Origin of the sequence: Psychrobacter sp. R86515 (assembly GCF_042466315.1) — a bacterium.
In the GTDB taxonomy this organism is placed as follows: Bacteria; Pseudomonadota; Gammaproteobacteria; order Pseudomonadales; family Moraxellaceae; genus Psychrobacter.
In genome coordinates this window covers 1,697,562-1,717,995 of the sequence record NZ_JAXHCC010000001.1, presented here as the reverse complement: position 1 = coordinate 1,717,995, position 20,434 = coordinate 1,697,562, and the positions used below count along the sequence as shown (strand labels likewise).

17 protein-coding genes and 1 tRNA gene are annotated in these 20,434 nt (G+C 43.2%); 5 read left to right on the top strand and 13 right to left on the bottom strand.

Annotation, left to right across the window (positions count from 1 at the left end; all coding sequences use genetic code 11):
• The first annotated feature begins 66 nt into the window (after positions 1-66).
• Together SJY28_RS07335 and SJY28_RS07330 are read left to right on the top strand one after the other, a co-directional pair.
• Positions 67-1,848 (top strand): sigma 54-interacting transcriptional regulator, encoded by a 1,782-nt coding sequence (locus tag SJY28_RS07335; protein ID WP_379543960.1) that lies wholly within the window; start codon positions 67-69, stop codon positions 1,846-1,848.
• A 218-nt stretch (positions 1,849-2,066) separates the two neighbouring features.
• A tRNA-Leu gene (locus tag SJY28_RS07330) sits at positions 2,067-2,151 on the top strand.
• 213 nt (positions 2,152-2,364) lie between these two features.
• On the opposite strand, the gene SJY28_RS07325 is transcribed toward SJY28_RS07330, so the two are convergent.
• From SJY28_RS07325 to SJY28_RS07315, 3 genes are all read right to left on the bottom strand, one after another.
• Positions 2,365-2,763 (bottom strand): ribbon-helix-helix domain-containing protein, encoded by a 399-nt coding sequence (locus SJY28_RS07325; protein WP_379543959.1) that lies wholly within the window; start codon positions 2,761-2,763, stop codon positions 2,365-2,367.
• Between the two features lie 57 nt (positions 2,764-2,820).
• Positions 2,821-3,381 carry a DJ-1/PfpI family protein gene (locus SJY28_RS07320; protein ID WP_290178455.1) on the bottom strand — a complete coding sequence of 187 codons (561 nt, stop codon included), beginning with the start codon at positions 3,379-3,381 and terminating at the stop codon, positions 2,821-2,823.
• A gap of 167 nt (positions 3,382-3,548) precedes the next feature.
• Entirely contained in the window at positions 3,549-4,559 is a 1,011-nt protein-coding gene (locus tag SJY28_RS07315) for a serine/threonine protein kinase (protein WP_379543958.1), read from the bottom strand.
• Positions 4,560-4,759: 200 nt separating this feature from the next.
• Between SJY28_RS07315 and SJY28_RS07310 the strand changes: the two genes are divergently transcribed.
• On the top strand, positions 4,760-5,707 hold the full coding sequence (locus SJY28_RS07310; RefSeq protein WP_379544954.1) for an ATP-binding protein: 948 nt from the start codon (positions 4,760-4,762) through the stop codon (positions 5,705-5,707).
• 40 nt (positions 5,708-5,747) lie between these two features.
• Here SJY28_RS07310 and SJY28_RS07305 read toward each other — a convergent pair whose 3' ends face one another.
• The 7 genes from SJY28_RS07305 to SJY28_RS07275 all read right to left on the bottom strand — a co-directional run bounded on the left by SJY28_RS07305 (position 5,748) and on the right by SJY28_RS07275 (position 14,091).
• On the bottom strand, positions 5,748-6,896 hold the full coding sequence (locus tag SJY28_RS07305) for a ribonuclease Z (protein ID WP_379543957.1): 1,149 nt from the start codon (positions 6,894-6,896) through the stop codon (positions 5,748-5,750).
• 103 nt (positions 6,897-6,999) lie between these two features.
• Positions 7,000-7,311 (bottom strand): hypothetical protein, encoded by a 312-nt coding sequence (locus tag SJY28_RS07300; RefSeq protein WP_102092000.1) that lies wholly within the window; start codon positions 7,309-7,311, stop codon positions 7,000-7,002.
• 94 nt (positions 7,312-7,405) lie between these two features.
• The gene (locus tag SJY28_RS07295) at positions 7,406-8,074 is read right to left on the bottom strand and encodes a glutathione S-transferase (RefSeq protein WP_057759100.1); all 669 of its coding nucleotides are present in this window, start codon (positions 8,072-8,074) and stop codon (positions 7,406-7,408) included.
• Positions 8,075-8,268: 194 nt separating this feature from the next.
• A complete protein-coding gene (gene rarD / locus SJY28_RS07290; RefSeq protein ID WP_102092002.1) occupies positions 8,269-9,339 on the bottom strand; it encodes an EamA family transporter RarD in 1,071 nt (356 codons plus the stop codon).
• A gap of 240 nt (positions 9,340-9,579) precedes the next feature.
• A complete protein-coding gene (gene rarD, locus SJY28_RS07285) occupies positions 9,580-10,650 on the bottom strand; it encodes an EamA family transporter RarD (protein ID WP_379543956.1) in 1,071 nt (356 codons plus the stop codon).
• Positions 10,651-10,826: 176 nt separating this feature from the next.
• The gene (gene gyrA / locus SJY28_RS07280; protein WP_379543955.1) at positions 10,827-13,619 is read right to left on the bottom strand and encodes a DNA gyrase subunit A; all 2,793 of its coding nucleotides are present in this window, start codon (positions 13,617-13,619) and stop codon (positions 10,827-10,829) included.
• 292 nt (positions 13,620-13,911) lie between these two features.
• Positions 13,912-14,091, bottom strand: a complete 180-nt coding sequence (locus SJY28_RS07275; RefSeq protein WP_379543954.1) for a hypothetical protein — start codon at positions 14,089-14,091, stop codon at positions 13,912-13,914.
• A 468-nt stretch (positions 14,092-14,559) separates the two neighbouring features.
• On the opposite strand from SJY28_RS07275, the gene SJY28_RS07270 reads away from it, so the two are divergent.
• Together SJY28_RS07270 and SJY28_RS07265 are read left to right on the top strand one after the other, a co-directional pair.
• Positions 14,560-14,841: a hypothetical protein gene (locus tag SJY28_RS07270; protein ID WP_379543953.1), complete on the top strand. Its 282-nt coding sequence runs from the start codon at positions 14,560-14,562 to the stop codon at positions 14,839-14,841.
• Positions 14,842-14,897: 56 nt separating this feature from the next.
• Positions 14,898-15,761 (top strand): methyltransferase domain-containing protein, encoded by an 864-nt coding sequence (locus SJY28_RS07265; protein ID WP_379543952.1) that lies wholly within the window; start codon positions 14,898-14,900, stop codon positions 15,759-15,761.
• Between the two features lie 33 nt (positions 15,762-15,794).
• Here SJY28_RS07265 and SJY28_RS07260 read toward each other — a convergent pair whose 3' ends face one another.
• The 3 genes from SJY28_RS07260 to SJY28_RS07250 form a co-directional block, all read right to left on the bottom strand.
• Positions 15,795-17,120, bottom strand: coding sequence for an ABC transporter ATP-binding protein (locus SJY28_RS07260; protein WP_379543951.1), 1,326 nt, complete (start codon positions 17,118-17,120; stop codon positions 15,795-15,797).
• A gap of 124 nt (positions 17,121-17,244) precedes the next feature.
• Positions 17,245-18,921, bottom strand: a complete 1,677-nt coding sequence (locus SJY28_RS07255) for an ABC transporter permease (RefSeq protein WP_379543950.1) — start codon at positions 18,919-18,921, stop codon at positions 17,245-17,247.
• Between the two features lie 199 nt (positions 18,922-19,120).
• Positions 19,121-20,245, bottom strand: a complete 1,125-nt coding sequence (locus SJY28_RS07250) for an extracellular solute-binding protein (protein WP_379543949.1) — start codon at positions 20,243-20,245, stop codon at positions 19,121-19,123.
• Between the last annotated feature and the right edge of the window lie 189 nt (positions 20,246-20,434).

Here is a 20,434-nt window from a genome sequence, read left to right as displayed (position 1 = left end):
AAGTTTCCTAATGCCCAACTCCCAATCCCCAACTTACTATCAATAATTGCTGATTAGGCCCAATACATGACTGAATATAGCGACGACCTCCAACCTAAAAGCGATAATCAATCACCACAATCACAAATAGTAACTGTGAATAATGCACCCAGCGACCACCCTGCAACATTGTGGTTAATCGATGACGATGCAGCCCTACGTATGGTGTTGGCCGACACGTTTGAAGATGCTGGATTGACCGTTATCAGTTTTACTCAAGCACAAGCAGCATGGACTCGCCTTAATGATGTTTTAAAGCAGCAAGAGTCAGCTGAGCAATTACCAGACGTCATATTGACCGATATTCGCATGCCAATGATGGATGGGTTGTCTTTTAGCGACTGGGTCCATCAGCATTTCCCTAAAATGCCAATCGTAATTATGACGGCACACTCAGACCTGACCTCCGCTATCAATAGCTATCAGACTGGTGCTTTTGAATACCTGCCCAAGCCTTTTGACTTAGATGACGCGGTTGCAACGATTTATAAAGCAATCAATTACCAACCCAATTTAGAAACAACGACTGTTTCCCTTTCAGATGAATCCAATACCAATACAACGTCTGGCACGTCTACCGAAGACCTGATAAAACCTAAAGCAGCATCTTCTAGTAAGACAACCAAAGACAATAAGAGCAAAGGTGCCGGCGTAACCAAAGATAATGGGAACCCTAGCGGCATCATTGGACAGTCTCCAGCCATGCAAACGGTGTTTCGTGCTATCGGCAGGTTGGCACAATCTCCCATTTCCGTCTTAATCACTGGAGAGTCTGGAACGGGTAAAGAGTTGGTAGCCAGTGCATTGCACCAACACTCCCCGCGTAGACAGCAACCGTTTATTGCGCTTAATATGGCAGCCATACCGCATGACTTGATCGAGTCTGAGCTATTCGGTCACGAAAAAGGCGCGTTCACTGGTGCAACAACGATGCGTCAAGGCCGTTTTGAGCAGGCAGACGGCGGTACTCTATTTTTAGACGAAATCGGCGACATGCCTTTTAGCACTCAAACACGGCTGTTACGCGTATTGGCCAATGGTGAGTTTTATCGTGTTGGTGGTCAGCAGCCGATAAAGGTCGATGTACGTATCATCGCAGCCACTCACCAAAACTTAGAAGAGCTGGTAAAACAAAGCCGATTCCGCGAAGATTTGTTTTATCGTCTTAATGTCATTCGATTACCCCTACCACCATTACGTACACGCCCTGAAGACATTCCTGCATTAGCCCTCTACTTTATGCAGTCTGCCGCATTGCAAATGAATACCTCTCCAAAGCATCTACATCCTGCCGCATTGCAAATTATGCAGACGTTTGACTGGCGCGGTAATGTGCGTCAATTAGAAAACGTCTGCTTGTGGCTCACTGTGATGGCCACTGGTGATACGGTGATGGCGACAGACTTGCCACCAGAGCTACTTGAAAATATCTCACCTAATACGGTGCTTTATGAAGAGCATGGCTCATCGAAGGAAGACGCTCAAGAGAACTTGGTACAAAGTGGCGATGTATTAAATAGTAGTGTGTTAAACAGTCGTCAAAATAATCAAAGTAGCCCGTTGCCTAAAAGCCAAAGTTGGCAACAAGCATTGGCTGATTGGGCTGAGCAGTCGCTAAGCACGGGTGAAACTGATATTTTGCAAACAGCAACCCCTGAGTTTGAGCGCGTTTTATTAACAGCAGCACTCAATCATAGCGGCGGTAAAAAGATAGAAGCCGCGAGCTTACTTGGCTGGGGACGCAATACTCTGACACGCAAATTGCAGCAATTGGATATCTCTGCCCCGAGAGTACCAACTAAAGAATAAAGAAACGCATAAATCACGATAATAAATTATTATTAATATCAATTACTTAAAATTAATGTCGAAAATAAATGATAAATAATTAAAAATAATTGCAAATAGGGGTTGCCAAACAATTAAAACTCTATATAATAGCCAACCACTGAGACGCACTACCGAATCAGTTAACTATCTAGATAGCGTTTGAGTTTAATCGCTTTTGATGATAGAGTAACGAAAATGGGGCTGTGGCGGAATTGGTAGACGCACCAGATTTAGGTTCTGGCGCCGCAAGGTGTGAGAGTTCGAGTCTCTCCAGCCCCACCATTTTCGGATAGTACATCTTAGACCAAATATCAAAACCTGCTTTTTAGCAGGTTTTTTTGTGTCTGGAATTTGGTATTAGAACTATAAAATAACTTATGAGAAGTATTAATCTACTTTTCTACCTTTTATAAATCCTTTAACACTTCCTACATACTCTGATAGCGCCCACTTATCCGCTGCATTAATGCTTTCATGCACCTACCATAGCCAGAACTAATTAATAGAAAGGTTTCCCTCACTGTCATTGAATAATGCACTACGTTGATTTTTACGCAGGGTTTCACGCTTAATGATATTTTTTGCATCGACTTTTTCTAAAGGTAATCTTGTTTCGCGAGAAAGATCGCCATCAGCTATTAAAGATAAATAACGAGAACAACAAACTCTCAAAAAAGAGGTGAAATTACCAATATCATGATCAGCATCGAGAGATTCAAGGTATAGCTTAGTGATCAGCTGATTAACCGTCATTTGATCCCGAAATGACAACTCTTCTAATATATCCCAAAAAAACACCTCTAAACGAATTGAGGTGACAACTCCCTGAATTCGAAGTGATTTGGTCTTAGAGCTCCACAAGCTGTCGTCAGCACTAATAAAAAGTTGGCACATATATATTCTCTCTCGATATTGGGGTCTATTGAACGTTCAACAGACCCGAATTAACGCTTATAGCAAGGCAACAAACTGCTTTAGCATCGCTGGGTGGGCGGGCCATGCAGGTGCCGTTACCAGTTGGCCATCTGTAATAGCGCCATCCATAGGTAACTCGATATACTCAGCGCCAGCCATTTCTATTTCTGGCTGACACGCAGGATAAGCAGATACTTTTTTACCCTTTAATACGCCAGCAGCCGTCAGCATTTGTGGCCCATGGCAAACCGATGCAATCGGTTTATCAGTATTTGCGAAATGCTGAATCATTGCAATGACCTTAGCATTCAAGCGCAAGTATTCTGGCGCACGTCCACCCGGTAAATACAAAGCATCGTAATCTTCTACATTGATATCAGCAAAAGACGCATTAAGGAAAAAATTATGACCGCGTTTTTCGGTATAAGTTTGATCACCTTCGAAGTCGTGTATTGAGGTAGCAATGCTATCACCTGCCACTTTATCTGGGCAGACCGCATCAACCTCATGTCCCATCGCTAGTAGCGCTTGGAACGGAACCATGTTTTCATAGTCTTCAACAAAATCACCGGTTATGATAAGTACTTTAGCCATGATATTCTCACTGTATTGTAATAAAACATTGTAATGAAATATGGGAACCCAAATTAGTTTATAGCGACTTCGCTTAAAATGAGCCTGAATATCCATTCAAACATAAAAAACAACGACTGGGTAATATGTGAATACTACAAACAATCACTTTTTAAAATAAAATAATAAATTCAGCTGTTGTCTAATAACTTCAAATCTATCAATATCTTATCCATTTCCTGATACCGTCTCTCTACCCGTTTCGCCAATGCTTTGTCGACAATACATTGATAGTGACTACATTCTGCTGATAACGTTGGAATAGGTTGTTGGCAATGCTGAATCGCCCACACTTTTAATTTCTCATTGCTATTGGCGCTTACCTGAAACGGGCGCTTGCCTGTTAGTATCTCAACCATCATTACGCCAAACGCGTAGATATCACTTTGCACCGTTGCACTCTGTCCTTGCCAGCGCTCAGGTGCGAGATACGCTGGTGTTCCAGCAGGATTTGGTTGGCTATTAGCCACCGTCATACGTTGTGCTAAAGCAAAATCAGTGAGTAATAATCTAGGAGGCAGACCATTACTCATAGTATCTGCGGGCCATTCATCGTCAGAACCTTTAATCAAAATATTGCTGGGCTTGATATCATTATGTAGCCAACCAGCCTGATGCAAATTAGCTATCAAGTATGCAGCCCGAGTGATGAAATGATGCTTTTGTGATGCTATTAGTGACAGGTGTTTTGAAGCGGTCAGCTGACTCGCCAAGCTACCATTAGGGTAATAAGGCATGACTACTATAACTAGTCGTTGCAACTGCGATAGTATCTGAACATTTACGCAATGATGAGCCAATAGTGGCGGTGCGATAGTGTTATCTTTGATTTTCGATAAAGCATTTACAGCAGCTAAAATATCCGCTTCATGAGTTAAATCAGAAGCGATAGGATAAGCGCCATCACTCAACTGCCACTTAATCATCACGCTACCAAATTGCGGATGCTGGGCACGTGTTAGTCCTTGGAAGTAGGTCTTGTCGATATGTTGCGTTTGTTCTGTGCTTTGCTGAGCAATACGTTGATGCACTATCTCCCTAAAATATTGTGCGTCCAGTTCTTGGGTAATAATGGCCAATAGCTGCATCGCCTGCGCTTGCAAGGCTTGCGTAATAGACGGATTACTGGCACTATTTTCCATGGTATTGTTTCTCATAATATAGTGAGATTATTGCCTTCCCATTCGTATCATTTCCAAAGATAATAATAGCGCGAATAATGATTACAAGTACTAAGATTGTAGGCACTGAAATTTCAGCAGCGTTAATTGTATTTTTGGGTATGGTATTAAAGACAACCTTAATTGCTAGAGCCACTATGTCACGACCAACTATCTCAACCATGCCATCTAATCAACCTACTTATGCCCTACCCGCACCTTTGTTAGACTTACTCAGTCAGTACTTACAAGAGCGAGTCACACCAACTATTGAAATCGATCCGAGCCAGCTTGCTTATCGCTGGGTTGGTGGACGCACTGGTCACCTGCAGCCTTTGTCGGTCAACCTGTTTTTGAGCTTAGATGACTTGCATGGTATCGATACGCAAAAGTCGAAACTGGTACAAAATACCCGCCAGTTTATTAAAGGTTATCCTGCCAACCATGTATTGATGTCAGGCACACGCGGTGCCGGTAAATCATCATTGATTCGCGCTTTGTTACAAGCCCATCATAGTGAAGGCTTACGTATTATTGAGGTTGCCCGCGATGATCTGCAAGTATTGGATAAGATTCGTGCTGCTATTAATGCCCTACCAACAGATTGTCATTGCCGCTATATCGTATACTGTGACGACCTCGCTTTTAATGGTCAAGACGAAAGCTATCGTGCGCTAAAGAGCGTACTCGATGGCTCGCTAGACTCTGAGCAAGACAAACTACTGGTCTACGCCACCAGTAATCGCCGTCGCTTGCTACCGCAGATGATGAAAGACAATGTCGATATCTATAATGGGCAGACGGATGAAGTCAATCCTTATGAGGCCATTGATGAGACCGTGTCATTATCAGATCGATTCGGTTTGTCCCTCACTTTCCATCCTATGGATCAGCAGACTTATTTGCAAATCGTTCAGCATTATCTGAATTTAGAGCAGCAAAAAATCTCAGCTGATATGGATAGTGATGCTAAGGACATTTTGGAAAGTCAGTCTATGCCTGATAAGATTAGAAAGGATGCGCTACGTTGGGCCTCTGAACGTGGCGGTCGCTCAGGACGAGTTGCTTATCAATTTAGCCGTTTTTGGAGTGGTGAAACACAATTGGCTATCGAAGACAGTAAGCGCTAGGTCGTACTTAACGCTAAATCATATCTAAGCTTAACGATGTCTAATCATTGCGTGCAGAGCCTGTATACTGCACGCGATTTTCTTCTTGACTGCCCTTTTGGCTGCCCTCTTGATTGCTTACCGACTCAATTGCACCATCGACCATATATTGGTCAAAATCTGCCGCCAGCCAGAGATTGCCTTTGTAGACGCTCTCAGCATCTAAACGAATATTTGCCATGTTTGGCGTCTTGCTATTAGGGTTATCAAAACCCTGATAACGGGCGCTAATGTGCGTCAAAATTAGGTTTTTGAGTCCAGCCGCTTGGGCAAATTCGCCGAGCAATTGGGCGCTACTATGCATCGGATCATAGTCTGGGTTTTTGGCTTGAATCTTAGTCAGCACTTCATGGGTGTAAGTGGCCTCATGTACCAATAAGTCCGCATCTACAACGACTTTACTTAACAAATTTGGCGCATCATTGTCTCCTGCCACCACCACTCGCGTCCGCTGTATTTCCTCATCAATATAGTCTACTGAGTGCAATTGTCTATTACCCTCAGTCGTGACATCTTCGCCTTGCTGTAACTTGCCCCATAGTGCACTTGCTGGAATACCATCTGCCACAAGCTTATCTGTATTAAGGATGCGGCGGCTAATAGTCTGGATAATACCAAAGGCATAAGAAGCAACTCGATGTGATAGCGGCGTGATATCAATATCAAGCTGATGTTGGTCGCTTAAGCTAATACTGACCTTGTTCGTATCACCTTGCTCAGCTAACACCTCTTCAATCGCTATAAAGTCGAGAGCGAAGGGTAGATACAGCTCTGTAGTAGCGACAATGGCTTCAAGCAAAGTAGCAATCGCTTTTGGAGCAATCAAAGTTAATGGCTCACGACGTCCTGACATGGCAGCACTTGCTAATAGTCCTGGCAGACCGTAGCAATGGTCACCATGCACATGAGTGATGCAGATAACGGCCAATTGATGCAAGGAGAGCTTGGTATGTAGCAACTGCTGCTGTGCGCCTTCACCGCAATCAATCAGCACCCATGGGCGCGATTTTTTACTCTGATTATTCTGTTGACGACTTCCTTGCTGTGCGCCAGAGGTATGCGGATTCAAACACTCTATTGCTAATGCGGTCACATTACGCTGTTTAGTCGGTACACCTGCAGAGGTACCCAAAAAGGTTAGCTTTAGCATAGTGATGCCTTTTATTTATCAGGAGTACTGGCTCAGAAGTACGAGAGCATCTCTTCATCGTAAATCAATGACAAAAATAAGATAAACGAAGAATATGCCCTAGCTACGACAGTTGGCATATCATGGTTTTTTGACCTTCAACCATTTGTCCACCATTGGCGGTGCACTCATTTACCATATTTGATTCGTAAGATTTCCAGCCACCATAAAAGCTCGCTGCACACAGAATTACCACCAGAATTTTCTGTGACCACGACTTGATAGAGACTTGCTGGCTATTAATCTGTTGGCTATTATTTTCTTGCATACTGGTATCTTGCTTATTAAGTGACGTTTGAGTTGCTGACTGATTATCGTCTTTATCTAGGCTATCTTGTTTCAGATGGTCTTTATTCGAGGTGTTTAGATCTGTCATAACATTATCCTAAAAAAGGCTTTGTTTATTCATAAACAAAGCCTTTGGTCTACATGGCTACTTAAGCGTTGAGAGATGATTATACCAGTATCCTCTAAAAATTCAGACGGCCGCCCTTTTTTTCTGCTCGCTTAAAGGCATCTCGTTCTTCGCATCGTTTGAGCCAGTTCAAAAGATTGGTATATTTACTCTGATCTAAACCTGCACCAGCATTGGCACCTAAGACCGCAAGATGCATTTGAATATCAGCGGCGCTAAATTCGCTACCTGCAAACCAGTGATTTTCATGTAAATGACGCTCCATCATATCTAGCATCTTCTCCAAACCGCTACTGATCATGTTTTTTTCAATCTGACCTTGGATTTTTTTGCTGATAGGTTTGATTAGCATTGGCGACTGAGACACCACTTTTGTAAATACCAAACGCATGACCAACAGTGGCATTAATGAAGCCTCTGCAAAGTGTAGCCAAAACGTATAGGCTTCCCATGCTGCTTCGTTATTATCATCAGGTTTGAACTGCTTTTCTTTATCATAGTGCTTAATCAAATATTCAATGATAAACCCTGACTCAATCAGCACACGATCGTCTGCTTCTAGTATCGGTGCATTACCAATCGGATGCACTTGCTTTAAGCTATCAGGAGCACGGTATGCCTTGTTGCGCTCATAGCAAGTCAGTTTATAATCGGCGCCGAGCTCTTCCAACAGCCAGATAATACGAAACGAGCGCGAGTTTGCTAAATGATGAAGATGTAACATAAACCGTCCTAGTTATATATTGTAGTAAATCAGCCATAATATCTCAGATATAGCGCCATATGTTCACTCAATCGCGGCACTACTGCTCTCGATAATAGCGTAATTTCTACTTCTTTAATACTGTGAGTTGGCAGACATACTGGAAAACAATGCCTACCGAATCGATACTATCTAAGACGGTGTACTCTTTGACATCAATCTAAATGTAATGCTTCAATCTTACGCGTCATTTTATCTATCTTTTGCTGATATTTTTTGATCTGGCGGAATCGATGCGCGATTAGCACGCCTTTTATACGGCGGTTTTTGAGACGACGACGTGGTGGAAAACTGCCTACTTGTGGCTCATTGTAGCCGTGTAAGCGGTCTTCACGTTTACGCGCCATATAGCCCAACGCACTATCAGCAATCATAATCAGCAGTGCGATGAAAATCATGCTGTACATCAGCATGGAGCCACCATCATGTAAATTACGATCTAAAATTGCGATTGAGAAGATGAACAAGAATATTGGCTCAAGGTAACACAGAGTGCCAAATAGTGAGACAGGCAGCTTCTGACTCGCTACCATTGTTAGTGACATCGCAGCGGTACTGATGATGCCTAATAACGGTAACAGATACCAAAGCTTGTGGTTGGTGATTGCTACTTCAAAACCACCATTCATATACAGCGCGACCAATACCACTGGCAACAACAATACAAGGTCTGAAATCAAACCAGTAATAGGCGGTACTGCAAGCTTACGGCGTAGTAGATAATAAGGAGGATAACCCAAGCAAACAAATAAAGTTGCCCAAGAAATAGCACCATACTCAAAAATATCGTAAGCGATACCAAGACCTGCACATACGATAGCAGCCCACTGAAGTAAGCTCATGTCTTCGTTGTAAAAGAACCTGCCGACAACGATCATAATCATCGGATATAGGAAGTAACCCAACGTTACTTCAAGCCCCAACCCATTGACTGGCGCCCACATAAATATCCAGATTTGCGCGCCCAAAATCGGTGTGGGTAATATGAATAAAAACCACTCTTTTGCGTTCTTTAGTGTTTTTAGATAATCAAAAATGTGCTGCCATTGCTTTAGTACGCTGACCAGCAGCACGAGACTAAAAAACATTGTCAGCACGCGCCACGAAGCGACTTGCGTACCTGATAATGGTTGCAGCAATAGACCAAATAAGAACAGTAATGAGTATAAGAAGTTTGCAGCGACAGCGGTGATTATACCCTGCGAGGTTTGGTTAGTAGTCAGCATTACAACAGCCTTTAAAGATTGGGGCACATCCATGGCAATTTTTAAAAAAAACAAAAGCCTCAGACGAGAACGTCTGAGGCTTTTGCATATAAGGTCGTCGCGCAATCTAAGTTGAACGCTTTTGATGTACTAGGCTTACATCATGGTCGGCATTATGTCAAAGTCAGAATGAATAAGCAATGCCACTGTTCATCTAGTGTCTAAACTTTTAAATTGAGTAAATTTAATGCAGGTAAGTACTTATTTTGCATCAAGTTGTTCGATTTTTTGCTGTATCTTATCCATCTTCTTTTGGTAACGACGAATCTTACGAAAACGATGGGCTTTTAGCACGCCATCGATACGCTGATTGATAAAATGACGACGCGGTGGAAAGCCGCCAATTTGAAGCTCTCTATAGCCGTGCAAGCGGTCATTACGCTGACGAACGAGGTAGCCTTTTACGCTATCAGCCATCATGACCAGTAGCGCAAGCGTAATCATGCCGTACATAAAGAGCGAACCACCTTCTTCAAGGCTTTGACTCAAAATAGTAATAGACAACACAAATAACAGCATCGGCTCGATGTAACTTAATGCTCCAAATAGTGATACTGGCAACTTGCTACTGGCAATCATCGTCAGCGACATCGCAAGCGCACTAAAAGCACCAAGCAGCGGCAATAGATACCAGAACTTCATGTCTTGCGCCGCAACATCAAAACCGCCTGTCATGTAGAGCACGATGAGCACGACTGGTGTCAACAGCGTCAAATCAAACAACAACCCCGTAATGGGCGGTACAGAAAGGGTGCGCCGTAGCAGATAATACGGTGGATAACCCAAGCATACAAACAGTGTCACCCAAGAGACCGAACCATACTGAATAATATCGTAGCCGATGCCGAGCGCTGCAAATATCGCGGCAGCCCATTGCAGGATGCTCATATACTCATGGTAAAAGAATCGACCAAGCACAATCATCACTAGCGGCAATAAGAAATAACCCAACGTGACATCGAGACCAAACCCATTGACCGGTGCCCACATAAACAACCAAATCTGCCCACCTAGGATTGGCGCAGGTAGTATAAATATCAGCCATTCTTTTAGTGTCTTTAGCGTCTTTATATAATCAAAAACACGTTGCCATTGCTGAGTCAAACTGACCAATATCACCAAACTGAGTAACATCATGAGCACACGCCATGAGGCTACCTGTGTCCCTGTTAAGGGCAGCATAAACAGTCCAAACAAAAACATCATCGAGAATAAAAAGCTCGATGATACCGAAGCAACCGTTCCCTGAAAAGTTTGATTGGTCGTAAGCATAACAACAGCCTTAAAAAATAGAACCTTATTTACAGTATTGAAAAAATGAGAGTTAAAAAACAAAAGCCTCCGACGATAACGTCAGAGGCTTTTTTCTAGAAAAATGCTAAGAGACTAGACTCAAAAGCTAATTACCAAGACTATTACTCGTCATCTTCTTATGCATAGTTAGTCTATTATAGATTATCACTTGGTTTATGATCGTTTGCAATATCAATCGCATCATCGACGTCGGTAGTTGCAGTATTGTCAGTTGTCGCATCAATATCTATCTGCTCCTGACCTTCTACGTCAAACGTACCGTCTTCTCTCATGGCATCGATAAGCTCATCATCGCTCTCTTCGTGCTCAACACGCGCCATGGCAACCAGTTTTTCATCTTTTGACAGACGAATCAATGTTACGCCTTGCGTATTACGACCAGAGCTAGCAACATGCTCAACTGGGGTACGAACCAACGTGCCTTTATCAGAGATTAGAATAATATCATCGGTAGAGTCAACCTTGGTCGCTCGTACTAGTGCGCCGTTACGCTCACTGGTCTTGATAGCGATCACACCGCCACCGCCACGATTTTGCGTATTGAACTCATCGATGAAGGTACGTTTACCAAAGCCATTTTCACAAGCAATCAGGATTTCACGTACATCATCTTCGATAACGACTAATGATTTGATAAATTCATCAGTAGCCAGACGCATACCGCGGACGCCTTTTGCCGTACGGCCCATCGCACGCGCATCATTCTCATCAAAACGAATGGCTTTACCACTTGAAGCAAACAACATCACTTCTTGGCTACCGTTAGTGATACGAGCGCTGACCAATTTGTCACCGTCTTCTAATCCAACCGCAATCAAGCCGTTCGAGCGAATATTGGCAAACTGCTTCAGCTCTACCCGCTTCACTGTACCGTTGGCCGTGGCAAAGAATACAAAAGGCGGCTCTGCTTGGTTGCTATCTTCTACCGAATCGTCATCATTGCTTACTTCTGATACTTCACTTACTACTGATGTATCTTCTACGATTTTTGGAATTGGTAGTATGGTCGTAACGGTTTCGTCGCTATTTAGGCCAATTAGATTGACCAATGGACGACCACGAGCACCGCGACTGGCAATCGGCACTTCAAAACCACGTAAGCTAAAGACACGTCCACTATCAGTGAAACACAGTACCGTCGAATGCGTTGATGTCACGACTAAATGATCGATTACATCATCTTCTTTCATTGCCGTAGCAGACTTACCTTTACCGCCGCGTTTTTGTGCAACATAATCATCAATCGGCTGAGTTTTGGCGTAGCCAGTACGCGATACGGTCATAACAACAGTTTGCTCAGGGATAAGGTCTTCGCGACTAAAGTCCATACGTGAATCGATGATATCGGTACGGCGCTCATCACCAAAGTTATCACGAATCTCGATCATCTCATTAGAGATAATAGCCATCAGCTTATCAAAATCACCAAGGATAGACTCTAAGTGTGCAATTTCACGCAGTAAGTCTTGGTATTCTTCAGTCAATTTATCTTGCTCAAGACCCGTCAAACGATGCAATTGCATGTCTAAAATCGCATTGACCTGCTCAAGTGATAAGCGATAGCGCTCTTCGCCTTCGATCAGACCAAACGGCGCTTTAGGATCTTCGCCATCGATAAACTCAGGACGTACTGATTGACTACCAGCAGCCGTAAGCATCGCAACGACGCTACCTGAACCCCATGTATTATTTAATAAACTTTCACGCGCCAAGCCACGGTTTGCAGAGGCTTTAATCGTCGCAATAATTTCGTCGATATTGGCTAGTGCGACCGTTAGACCTTCTAGCAAATGACCACGAACGCGGGCTTTGTTCAATTCATAAATCGTACGGCGGGTCACCACTTCTTGACGATGACGGACAAATGCAGCGATAAGCTGTCGCAAGGTCAATAGTTTTGGCTGACCATTATCGAGTGCCACCATATTGATACTAAAGCTAGACTCTAGTGGCGTTTGTAAAAATAGGTTATTAACAATAACTTCAGCAGTCTCACCGCGACGCAAGTCAATAGCGATACGCATACCGTCTTTATCAGACTCATCACGAATCTCGCTAATACCTTCGATTTTTTTATCACGTACCAGCTCTGCGATACGCTCAATCAGCTTGGCTTTATTGGCCTGATAAGGTACTTCGGTAAATACGATGCGCTCACGATCACGGTTAACGCCAGAATTGCTCATCGGCTCGATATGATAACGACCACGAATATGCAAACGGCCTTTACCCGTACGATAAGCATCTAAAATGCCCGCGCGACCATAGATAATACCGCCCGTAGGGAAATCAGGACCTGAGATATGCGACATCAACTCTTCGGCTGAAACTTGTGGGTTTTCAGCATAGGCCAAACAAGCATTGATCACTTCAGTCAGGTTATGCGGGGCCATATTGGTCGCCATACCAACGGCAATACCCGTCGCACCATTGACCAATAAGTTAGGAATACGCGCTGGCATCACGCTTGGCATGCGCTCAGAGCCGTCGTAGTTGTCTTCCCAATCGACCGTGTCTTTGTCCAAATCAGCGAGCATCTGGTGGGTCAGTTTGGTCATACGTACTTCGGTATAACGCATCGCTGCCGGAGGATCATCATCGATCGAGCCAAAGTTACCTTGACCATCAACCATTGGATAGCGCAAGCTGAAATCCTGTGCCATACGTACGATGGCATCATAGACGGCACTATCGCCATGTGGATGGTACTTACCGATAACATCACCGACCACACGTGCTGATTTTTTGTACGGTTTGTTATAATCGTTTGATAGCACGTGCATGGCATACATCACGCGGCGGTGTACAGGTTTGAACCCATCACGCACATCAGGCAGCGCACGCGAGACGATCACGCTCATCGCATAATCCAAATACGACTGCTTTAGTTCATCTACGATGCCAATAGGACTGACCGATTCGCTCATATACACTCCTTCACTCACATTTTTTTCTAACGTTGACACATCGCTTATGGCACCCATAGATCATATAAAAATACTGCCACATAAATGGGCAGTCATGACCAAAATAGTTACCATAAAAAAACACTGCTACACGTGCAAAACAATAGGAAAATAGCGATAGTTTTAATGTTTAATAAAAGAAGCTATTTTAGCACAAATTTGCTGATTTAGGGGGCTTTGACTGCCATTAAAATCAAGCTAGACGGTTCATTCACAGTGATATTTTGAATTATTGATACACACTAAAATAATTCTAATGACAGGTTTTTTTTGATTGGCTGATTTTGCCATTTTTACAAACAAACTTACCATCTGCTGAGCAATGAGATACCCCGCCCATTTTACCTGAACAAGGCGTATTGCGAGCTTGGGCTTGGCTCATAGATGTAAAGGTAAATACTAGGGCGAGTAGCGCTGTGATGATTGATTTCATTGTTTATTCTCCGTATCCGATGGATATTAAATAGAAAAATACTATACTCATTCAGTACAGCTCGACAAGATTTATTTTGACTAACTGAGTGGATACTTATATTTCTATCTACAATTCAACACGACATTTAATTTAGCGCTAAAATCTTGAGCATAGAGCTCATACGTGGTTTGCATATAAGCTCTATTGGCACACAACTAGGATGCTTAGAATATTTAGCCAATACCACAACACCTACAACTGTCTCTGACGTGAACTGATTGTTTTTATGGTCATATTGTTTTCATAAGCATAATGCTTTGCCATGAGCTAATAGCTTTCAAAATCACATTATTCTCATGAGCACATTATGATTTAAACCACTTTAATGCGGTTATTTTTTAGTGATACTGGACAAAAAAATTCTAAGCGCTACACTACCTCATCTTTTATAGCACTTAAATAACGACCTAACAGGCTACTATTACTATGGATATCATTCTTGCAATTGTTTGGATTTTAGCAATGGTGCTATACAGCTTTTCGAGCGATTATGTTGCTAGCTTTCCTAACCATAACAATCGCGCTGTCCCTTATGTCCGTTGGGGAGCACTTTTAGTCGCGATGGCTTTATCAGCATACTTCTCAAAAGCCTATCAAGAGAATCTACAAGGCAATGGTATGTGGGTGTTTGTTATCGTGGTATTTGTGGTTATTGTTTTAGCGAAGGTCGTTTTTAAATGGGTAATTAACAGACGTTTGAAACGCTAGTTCATACTGAATAGTTTTATTAATTTGACCCTCTTAATTATTGATCTAAATACCTTATGACAATCAAACATCAAGATAGCCAGCCTGACTCAAACCTTTCTATACTAGCAGAAGACGATCGAGAAGATCGTAGCTTCGATGCCATTGCCGATCATTTCGAAAAGAAAGTCTATGGTGGTTTAAAAGGCGAGATTCGATTGGCTGTGCTACGCCGTGATATTTTCGAATATAGCGCACAAATGAGTGAGGCGCTTGGGCGACCTTTACGTATCTTGGATGTAGGTGCAGGGCTTGCGCAAATTGCGATAGAACTTGCTGCTCAAGGTCATAGCGTAGTCATCAATGATATATCAGCAAATATGCTTGAGAAGGCGAAAGTGAGCGCAGAAAAAATTGATAAAAATTTAGACATCACTTGGTATGTTTGCCCTTATCAAGCGCTTGAAGAAAAACTGGCTCAGACAGAGACAGAAAAATTTGATTTGATTATGTCGCATGCGCTACTTGAATGGTTGGCAGAACCAGCAGCGGTCATGAACTTTTTTGATGAGCATTTAACAGATGATGGCGCGTTATCTGTCTGCTTCTATAATCCAGCAAGTTTCGATTATCGCAATCTTATCATGGGGAATTTTAACTTACTCGATAGCTTACTTGATGGTAACGATTACAAAGCGGACAATAAGAAAAGTCTAACCCCCAACCATCCCGTGGCCAAAGAAGAGGTTCAGTCTTGGTTAAAGGCGCATGACTATCAGACGGTGCGCAGCAGTGGCTTGCGGGTATTTCATGATTATGCACCACTCAAGCGTGGCGGGCATAACGACCCAGATGCAGTGATCAGAATGGAGTTACGCTACTCACAATTAGAGCCGTACAAATGGCTTGGCCGTTATTTACACATTTTGGCTAAACGGTAAATTTAGAAGATTACCCAAGAATGATGAAGACTACTAAACCTCTTCATCCATTCTCGATGATCTATCATATTCTGACCAAGTAGTGGCATTGATGTCTTTTTCATCGAAGACTACGACATGCTCCAGCAACGGTAGAATGCCAATATGCGAGCCGATTGCATGATTATGATGGCTTGCAACCAAGGATAAGACAGTCTGTCCGTCATCTAACTGCAGTCGATACAAGTAGTTGGCACCGCGAAAAACACGTCCGATAACCAAAGCTGTCTGCGTACTGTCGTCATCATGAATGATGTCATCAGGGCGTACGAGTACTTTGATCGGTGTGCCATTTGGATAATCATATTCGCAGTACTGTGGTTGGCCAGATTCATCATAGACTTCCATGCGGCGATAGATATTCCCTAGCGCCGTCTCAACATGACCTTCTTTGATGATACCGTCTATCATAGCGCCTTCACCCACGAACTCAGCGACAAAAGGACTGACAGGCTCATGATACAGCTCGCTTGGTCGCGCCCACTGCACCAATCGTCCTTTATCCATTACCCCTACTTTATCCGCTAGCGCAAACGCTTCATTTTGATCATGAGTGACCAAAATCGCTGTAGTGTTGGTACGTTTGAGAATATCACGGACATTCATTGCCAGTGACTCACGCAGCACCACATCTAGATTAGAAAACGGCTCGTCAAGTAATAGTAGTTTTGGTTTTGGGGCGAGCGCTCTTGCTAGAGCCACACGCTGCTGCTGACCACCAGAGAGCTCATTAGGACGTTTATCCGCATGCTCAGTCAATTCAACTAAGCTTAGCATCTCAGCCACTCGAGCTTTTTTGTCAGCAGCTGACCATTTATTTAGGCCAAAGGCGATGTTCTTTGCCACGCTTAAATGACCAAACAGAGCATAGTCTTGAAACACCATGCCCATGCCACGCTTGGCTGGCGCCACTGCAAATGATTGGCGAGCTGTCTTTTCAGTTAGGCGTTGATTATTTAGATAGATAGTGCCGCCACGACTTTGCTCCAATCCCGCGATTGCTCGTAGCGCTGTTGTCTTCCCACAGCCGCTATAACCTAAGAAGCAACCAATCTCGCCTTGTTCCAACATCAACGATAGACCATTAACGACGATAGTATCGTCATAGCCTACGATGAGATTTTGCACCCTAAAATAAGGATCTGTCGCGATATTTTTCTCAGTATTTTGTTGTGAGGTATTACTTTGTTCTACAGTTTTATTCGGCTGAACTGGATTGATTCTATTTTGTGACAGTGGTGATTTTGCTACAGGCATGTGATTAGCCCGAGCTTTTTCTGACTTAGAATTTGTTGAGTCGTTCATTGAATCAGTGTACATAAACGGTACCAGTTCGCTATTAGTAAGTAAAACCATCGATAAAACAGAGCAAATTATAATATAGCTGACACTACGAGTGTGCTGTTAAACTTATGTCAAATTATTGCTATTAACTTTGTTGCTATTAGCTGTGTTTGTCACTTTGACGGAGTAGTATCCAGACAGGGAGCAAACCAACCAGCACGATTAGCAAACTCGGCAATGCGGCTCGTCCCCACATACCTTCGCTCGTCATTTCAAACACTCGTACTGCGAGCGTATCCCAGCCTTGACGCCGTGTCATTAGCGTAATGGGCATCTCTTTCATCACTTCGACAAAGCCCATCAATAATGCGGTCAATACACCGGGGCTAAGTACAGGCAGCATTACATGACGCCAACGCTGATAAGGACTGTCGCTCAGTAATTTTGCAGCCGCTTCTTGATTGACTGTCAATCTTTGCAGTTGTCTGTCAACTGGCTGAAAACTCACCGTCATAAAACGTGTCGATAATGCCAGTAGCATAACAATGACACTGCCAGAGAGCACTTGCTGTGAGGTGATACCAAAGGCAATCATTCGATTATCAAGCCACGCAATGGGTATAAATATCCCTACCGCCAACACAGTCCCCGGTACAACATAGCCTAGATTGGCTAAAGTGGTCATTAGCTTAGTCGACTTATCAGGATACTGGCGTTTGATCCACGCAATGATAATGGCCAAAAAGGCGATAAACAGCGTGGTCATACTAGCAATCATGAGGCTATTGGTGACAAAATCAATATAACGCGCATCAAAATCTTGGCGAAAGTTAAGTGCTGTCCAATAGATGAGCTGTAAGAAAGGAATTAAGAAGGCGATTAAAAAAATGAGCGTACACAGCAGTGTCATGGCGAGTTTGGCAGGTTTGCTAGTGTCAAAGCGTTGGCTGCTACCTTGGGTAAGTGAGCTACCACGCTTCGCTTGCCAATACTGCTCAAACAATACCACAATAAATATCACACCAATGAGCAAGGCTGCTAGCTGAGCCGCTGTGGTCAAACTAAAAAAACCAAACCACGCTTTATAAATGGCGGTAGTAAAAGTATCGACATTGAATACCGATACTGCACCAAAATCCGCTAAGGTTTCCATACTAGCGAGCAATAAGCCGCCAATGATCCACGGTAATGCTTGCGGTAATGCCAATCGGAAAAACACACGGCTACGACTCAAACCAAGCATCTGCCCCGCTTCTATCGCTCGTCTGCCTTGCGACAAAAATGCCTGACGCGCTAGCAAATATACATAAGGATAAAACGCTAGCGATAATACCAAGCCTGCGCCCCATACATTCCTTATCGACGGTATGGCAGTACTGATACCGGAATCGCGCAACGCGGTCTGTAGCGGCCCACTAAAATCAACAATCCCAATAGTGACAAATGCCAATACATAAGCAGGGATGGCAAGTGGCAACATCAATGCCCACGAAAAAAAACGCTGACCAGGGAAACGATACATACTAGTAACCCAAGCCAGAGCAGTACCAATAGTGCCTGAAACAACAGTCACCATAAGCAATAAAATCGCCGTGTTTTTGAGCACTTGCGGCAGTACATAGTCTGCCATATGTGTCCAAATCTCTGCCACTGGTTGAGTCCATGACAGCAGCACGATTAAAATCGGTACTAGCATAAACAACGAAATCAGCCCTAAGACTGATTTCGAGATAATACGTTTACGAAGGGCGTGGTCTTGGCTGACAGTCTGCTGGTCATTAACACCGTCATTGACAGTATCATTTTGACTAACAGACGCATCTGGCGTTGTGATCATATTATCATTACCGTGTCATACGTATAGAGACCTTGTAAGCTTATACCAAACTCAAAATCGTCATTACCTGAATAACTCATCTGTAATGACTAACCTTTGAACCTATTCTTTAAAAGCTGTGGTTTAAAAGCTACTGTTTCGAGAACTATTGTCTAAAAGTTATGATTTTAAGATTGGTATCAGTATTACTGGCGATCCCCTATTTATAACCCGCTTTATCCATCATTTGGATAGCTTGAGTTTGTAGTTCACCGAATTTCTGTACATTGATATCGTCTTTTTTGAACTCGCCCCATGATCTGAGCATGTCTGACTCATCGATACCTACTTTTACTGGGAATTCTTTGTCAGAGCTGGCATAAAGACCTTGTGCCTCATCAGATGACAACCACTCTATCAGTTTAAGCGTACCATCTGGATTGTCCGAACCTGCAACCACGCCAGCGCCTGAGATGTTTACGTGCGTACCAGTCGTATCTTGGTTTGCCCAGAATATCTTCACAGGGAAGTTTGGTTTTTCGTCCAATAGACGACCATAGTAGTAGCTATTGGCGATACCGACTTCACACTGACCAGCAGCGATGGCTTCTAGCATCGCAACGTCGTCACTGAACACATCAGTCGCTAGGTTATCAACCCACCCTTTGATAACTGCTTCGGTCTTCTCTTCACCCAAATGCTCCATCATGCTAGCGACAAGCGATTGGTTATAAACCTTCTTAGAGGTGCGTAAGCATAGTTTGCCTTTCCATTTTGGATCGGCCAAATCTGCATAAGTAGATAACTGGTCGGCAGTAACTTTGTTTGGATCATAAAAGATAGTACGTGCACGTAGTGACAAACCAGTCCACTGACCTTTTGGATCACGGTATTTTGCAGGGACATTAGCTTCTAATACAGTAGACGATACTGGTTGTAATAGGCCTTGCTCTGCAGCCTGCCATAAGTTACCAGCGTCAACGGTCAATAGCATATCAGCAGGAGTATTCTGACCTTCAGCTTTTAGACGCGCCATCAAAGGCCCAGTTTGGTCTGTAACCAGTTCAACTTTTACGCCTGTTTGCTCAGTATAGCGATCTAGCAATGGCTTAATTAGCTGCTCATTACGTGATGAGTAGATAGTAATTGTCTGACCATCAGCAGTCGTAGCTTCGTCAGTTGCTGCTTGCTGCTCAGCACCTGTTTCTGTTGACTCTACTTCTACGTTCTCTTCTGTGGTTGAAGAATTACTACAACCTGCCAAACCCAACATCATGCCAAATACGGCTGCAGGTAGGATAAGCTTCGTAGAGGTTAGATTAGCGCTGATAGCGTTCAATGACATGGTTTTCCCCATAGTAATGCTATAAAAAAAGTAAGACGGATGGTGAGACAAAATAACAGTAATTATAACGATGACTTGCTAAGCGTTAACAGTAATCAGGCCATAATATATCAAAGCAACATACTAATGGAAGTGAGATTAATTATCAATACATTTGTTTAACTGGCAAATATATCAGTGATGAGTCTT